Source organism: Mesorhizobium sp. M7A.F.Ca.CA.001.10.2.1 (genome assembly GCF_003998575.1).
Lineage (GTDB): Bacteria > Pseudomonadota > Alphaproteobacteria > Rhizobiales > Rhizobiaceae > Mesorhizobium.
Genome location: NZ_RZQY01000569.1, coordinates 1 through 4,064 on the forward strand (window position 1 = coordinate 1; position 4,064 = coordinate 4,064).

The 4,064-nt window shown below is 61.4% G+C and carries 5 protein-coding genes; all 5 read left to right on the forward strand.

The window, feature by feature from the left end:
• The first annotated feature begins 110 nt into the window (after positions 1 to 110).
• The 5 genes from minC (at position 111) to EN964_RS27440 (ending at position 3,821) form a co-directional block, all read left to right on the forward strand.
• On the forward strand, positions 111 to 911 hold the full coding sequence (gene minC / locus EN964_RS27420) for a septum site-determining protein MinC (RefSeq protein ID WP_127271097.1): 801 nt from the start codon (positions 111 to 113) through the stop codon (positions 909 to 911).
• 66 nt (positions 912 to 977) lie between these two features.
• A complete protein-coding gene (gene minD / locus EN964_RS27425; protein WP_013530671.1) occupies positions 978 to 1,793 on the forward strand; it encodes a septum site-determining protein MinD in 816 nt (271 codons plus the stop codon).
• The gene (gene minE, locus EN964_RS27430) at positions 1,790 to 2,062 is read left to right on the forward strand and encodes a cell division topological specificity factor MinE (RefSeq protein WP_024501686.1); all 273 of its coding nucleotides are present in this window, start codon (positions 1,790 to 1,792) and stop codon (positions 2,060 to 2,062) included. The genes minD and minE overlap by 4 nt, the downstream gene beginning before the upstream one ends.
• A gap of 241 nt (positions 2,063 to 2,303) precedes the next feature.
• The gene (locus EN964_RS27435) at positions 2,304 to 3,428 is read left to right on the forward strand and encodes a hypothetical protein (protein ID WP_127268760.1); all 1,125 of its coding nucleotides are present in this window, start codon (positions 2,304 to 2,306) and stop codon (positions 3,426 to 3,428) included.
• Positions 3,429 to 3,476: 48 nt separating this feature from the next.
• Positions 3,477 to 3,821 (forward strand): hypothetical protein, encoded by a 345-nt coding sequence (locus tag EN964_RS27440; RefSeq protein ID WP_127268761.1) that lies wholly within the window; start codon positions 3,477 to 3,479, stop codon positions 3,819 to 3,821.
• Positions 3,822 to 4,064 lie beyond the last annotated feature (243 nt).

Consider the following 4,064-nt stretch of genomic DNA (forward strand, 5'->3'; position numbering starts at 1 on the left):
CTCTTGACCGCGCGCAGCACTGCTGGAAACCTTACTCCACCCCCCTCGCATTAACCATTCATTAACCATTCCCTCGCTAGCGTTTACCTCTCAGTAAGGATTCGCCAGCCGTGACTTTTGCCGCCCCCCTCGAGGCCAAATCCATTCGTTTCCGTGCCCGCTCTTTCGTCGCTTTCACGCTGACGCCCGAAGCGCCTTTGGACGTGTGGCTCGAGGGGCTCGACCACTGGATCGGCAACTCGCCGGGCTATTTTGCCGGGCGGCCGGTGGTGCTTGATCTCAACACCTTGAAGCCCGATGTCGCCGCGATCGAATCGCTGGTCGACGTGCTTGGCCATCGCGGCATCCGCATCTACGCCATCGAGCTCGACGGCCACGCCGCACTCGCGCCCAACCTGCCGCCGGTGCTGGTCGGCGCCAAGGAGGCGACGACGGATGGGCTGCTGCCCCGCAAGGCGCGGGAGGATGTTTCCGAAGAGGGCAAGGCCGAGGGCAGGGCGCCTGAAGCCGGCGCGGCCAAGGCCGGCGACGGCAAGGTTGACGCAAGCAAGGCGGGCGATAGCGAGCCGCAGGTTGAAGCTTCGGGCACGCTGATGATCAAGGCGCCGATCCGCTCGGGCCAGGCGATCGTGCATCCGCATGGCGATGTCATCGTGCTCGGTTCGGTCGCGTCCGGTTCGGAGATCATCGCGGCGGGCTCGATCCATGTCTACGGCACGCTGCGCGGGCGCGCTTCGGCGGGTGCGCTGGGCAACAGAGGCGCGCGCATCTTCTGCCGCAAGAACGAGGCGGAGCTTCTGGCGGTCGACGGCTGGTACGTCACCGCCGAGGAAATGGAAGGTGTTTCGCGCGGCAAGCCGGTGCAGGCGTTTCTCGATGGGGACGCCTTGCGGGTTTCGACGCTGAGCTGACATTCGTTTCGATATTGGGGCGGCCGATGGTCGCCCGACCAAGAAAACAACAACGGAGGCTTTTCAATGGGCAAGGTAGTGGTGGTCACCTCGGGCAAGGGGGGCGTCGGCAAGACGACCTCGACGGCGGCCCTCGGGGCGGCCGTGGCCAAGACCGGCAAGAAGGTGGCCTTGGTCGACTTTGACGTCGGCCTGCGCAACCTCGACCTGATCATGGGCGCCGAGCGGCGCGTGGTGTTCGACCTCGTCAACGTCATCCAGGGCCAGGCCAAACTCTCGCAGGCGCTGATCCGCGACAAGCGGGTCGAGACGCTGTTCCTGCTGCCGGCCTCGCAGACGCGCGACAAGGATGCGCTGACCGAGGAAGGCGTCGGCGAAGTCATCGACAAGCTGCGCTCGGTGTTCGACTACGTGTTCTGCGACAGCCCGGCCGGCATCGAGCGCGGCGCGCAGCTCGCCATGCGCTTTGCCGACGAGGCGGTCATCGTCACCAATCCGGAAGTCAGTTCCGTGCGCGATTCCGACCGCATCATCGGCCTGCTCGACGCGCGCACCTTGCGGGCGGAGCAGGGCGAGCAGATCGCCAAGCATGTGCTGGTGACGCGCTACGATGCGGCGCGTGCGTCGCGCGGCGAAATGCTGTCCATCGACGACGTGCTGGAAATCCTGTCGGTGCCGCTGCTTGGCATCATTCCGGAAAGCCAGGACGTGTTGCGCGCCTCCAACCTCGGTTCGCCGGTGACGCTGTCGGAGCCGCTCAATTCCGCTGCCAAGGCCTATATCGACGCCGCCAGGCGGCTGGAGGGCGAGGAATTGCCCGTCATCGTGCCCTTCGAGCGCAAGGGCTTCCTCGATCGTCTTTTGGGAAGGAGGGCGGCATGAACCTGCTCGACATCTTCAAGCGGCGCTCCAGCGCGCCGGTGGCGCGCGAGCGGCTGCAAGTGCTGCTCGCCTATGAGCGCCGCAACCGCAGCCAGCCAGACCTCGTCTCCATCCTGCGCGAGGAGATCATGGCCGTCATCGCCAAGCATGTGCAGATCGACCAGGATTATCTGCAGGTCTCGATGGACCGCGGCGAGACCATGTCGACGCTGGAAATCGACATCCAGATCCCCAACAAGAGCGCCGTGCCGCTGGCCATGGCGGGGTGACTTAGCAAGACTTGGGTTCCTCGCCCTCATTTCATGGGGGGGGGTGAGGAACCGTGCGTCGTGCAGGCTAGCGCCGGCAGCCCATCCCGACCGGCATTCACCCGCGTCCATGCCGCCTTCAAAGACCGCAGGTAATACGCTCTAAATTAACAATTTCTAAAACTCCCAATTGACACAAGTTGGCAATTGTTGATTTACTGCGCCTTTCCAGTATAAATCTGGATTGGCTCAGGGGGGAAACTTGCGCCTGTATAGAACGATTTGCCGCGCGGCCGCATTGTTGGCCGCCGCTCAGGTTTTATTTGCCTGCGCCGTACGGCCGACGACCCAGCAGGTCACGGGGGGCCTGGATACTGCCCGCATCGCCCAGGCGATCCGTTGCGAAATGCGCGATGCCTATATCACGCTGTTGATCGGCGCGCTCTCCCTGGACAGGGACAAATACAATATGGCGGTTGCGGCCAGCCTCAGTCGCGACCATCTGGCGCGGTTCATGCCGCCCGACAGCGCCACGCTCAGCAAGGATGACATCGCAAAAGCGAAGGCCAAAAATGAGTCTAAAGTATTTCGGGATTTTTTCACGTCAGGCTACAAAAATCTTCATGATAAAGAAAAGCAGCTCAAGCAAGTTGTTGAGACTTACTCCAAGGTTTTTATCTTCTACAAATATGTGTTCGACATGACCCAGACCGACAATCTGGGCGGTAGTGTCGATCTTTTGAGTGTATTTACCCGAGGAACGCTGACCAGCCCCATCGACGCATCGTTCGAAGGCAAGCGGCGGGCTAAGCGGGAGTTTGTCCAGAAGGACCGGGTCGACGAATTGCTGACCAATCTTCCGACGATCCGCCAGTGCAACAAATTCCGGGCCGAGCTTGCGGGCGGCGAGCCTCTTCCGAACGGCGCTTATCCGATTGCCGGGAAGCTCAATCTGATTGAAATCGTCAGGAGTTTCATAACGTCCAACCAGTCGGGAAACCTGATCGGCCAGATATCGGAAGCCGACCTGTTCACGCAGCGGGACAAGGTGCCAGTGCCCTCCATGAATGAAACGCTTGTTTTCACCACGACTCTGCATGCCGGTATCAGCCCGAAACTCGAATTGGGCAAACGGCTAAGCGGCACCGACGTCAAGGGCAGCACGCTGACAGCCACCACGGAAAGGGTGGACATCCATACACTGACGCTGGTCATGCAACTGCCTCCTACGGAGGGGGGACTGACCGTAGCCGAGGCACGGAGCAAGGCGGAGCAGCAAGAGTATGAGCGCCAGGTAGAGGCCGGGGTGCGCGAGCTTCAGCGCGTGGACGACAGCAACTATCGCGACAGGAAATCCAAGGTACTCGAGCTGATCACCGGAGAGTAGTTTCACGGCGCGACAGCATCGACAGGCGGATCAACCTAGGAGGAACCCATGGCAAAGGCGACCAGAACGGCGGCGGGCGCGAGTTCGTTCAGGACCAAGGACGGCACGACAAGGCGGCATACCAAAAAACTCTCTGTCGAAGGCGTGGTGCTTCACATACGCGCGATCATCGAACAGGGTCGCGCGCAGGAGTTTCTCGACGCCTGCAAGGAGCGCGGCTTTACCACGATGAAAGGACCACCCGGGCTCGTGGCATTTACGAGAAACTTCATCGCCGCTGCGCCGGGCGGAGCGGAGGCGACAGCCAAGGGAGCCGGTGACAAAAAGTTCTCCACCGCGGTCCGGGAAATGGTTGCAACGAACGCGAAGATGATCGACGACTGTTACTGCTGAACTGGCGTGACGATGCCGGGGCCGGTTGGTAGCGTACCCCACCCACCAAACCTCTGACACATGCCTTGAACACCAGCGTCTGTAAAAGTCCGCCGACCTTGCGGTTTTCCAGGTCATGGTGCCCCGTTAGCGCAGCGCCAGCCGCGCCTGCGAGGAGAAGGGGGCTGGCATCGTTAGGACGTTGATAAGCATTTGGTAATAAAAGCCGGGAATGAGATGCTGGCTCGATTGGACATGCGAGAT

Bases quoted from the DNA above. Each gene is read 5' to 3' on its own strand.
- minE (WP_024501686.1), top strand. From the start codon at position 1,790: ATGAACCTGCTCGACATCTTCAAGCGGCGCTCCAGCGCGCCGGTGGCG.
- minD (WP_013530671.1), top strand. From the start codon at position 978: ATGGGCAAGGTAGTGGTGGTCACCTCGGGCAAGGGGGGCGTCGGCAAG.
- EN964_RS27440 (WP_127268761.1), top strand. From the start codon at position 3,477: ATGGCAAAGGCGACCAGAACGGCGGCGGGCGCGAGTTCGTTCAGGACC.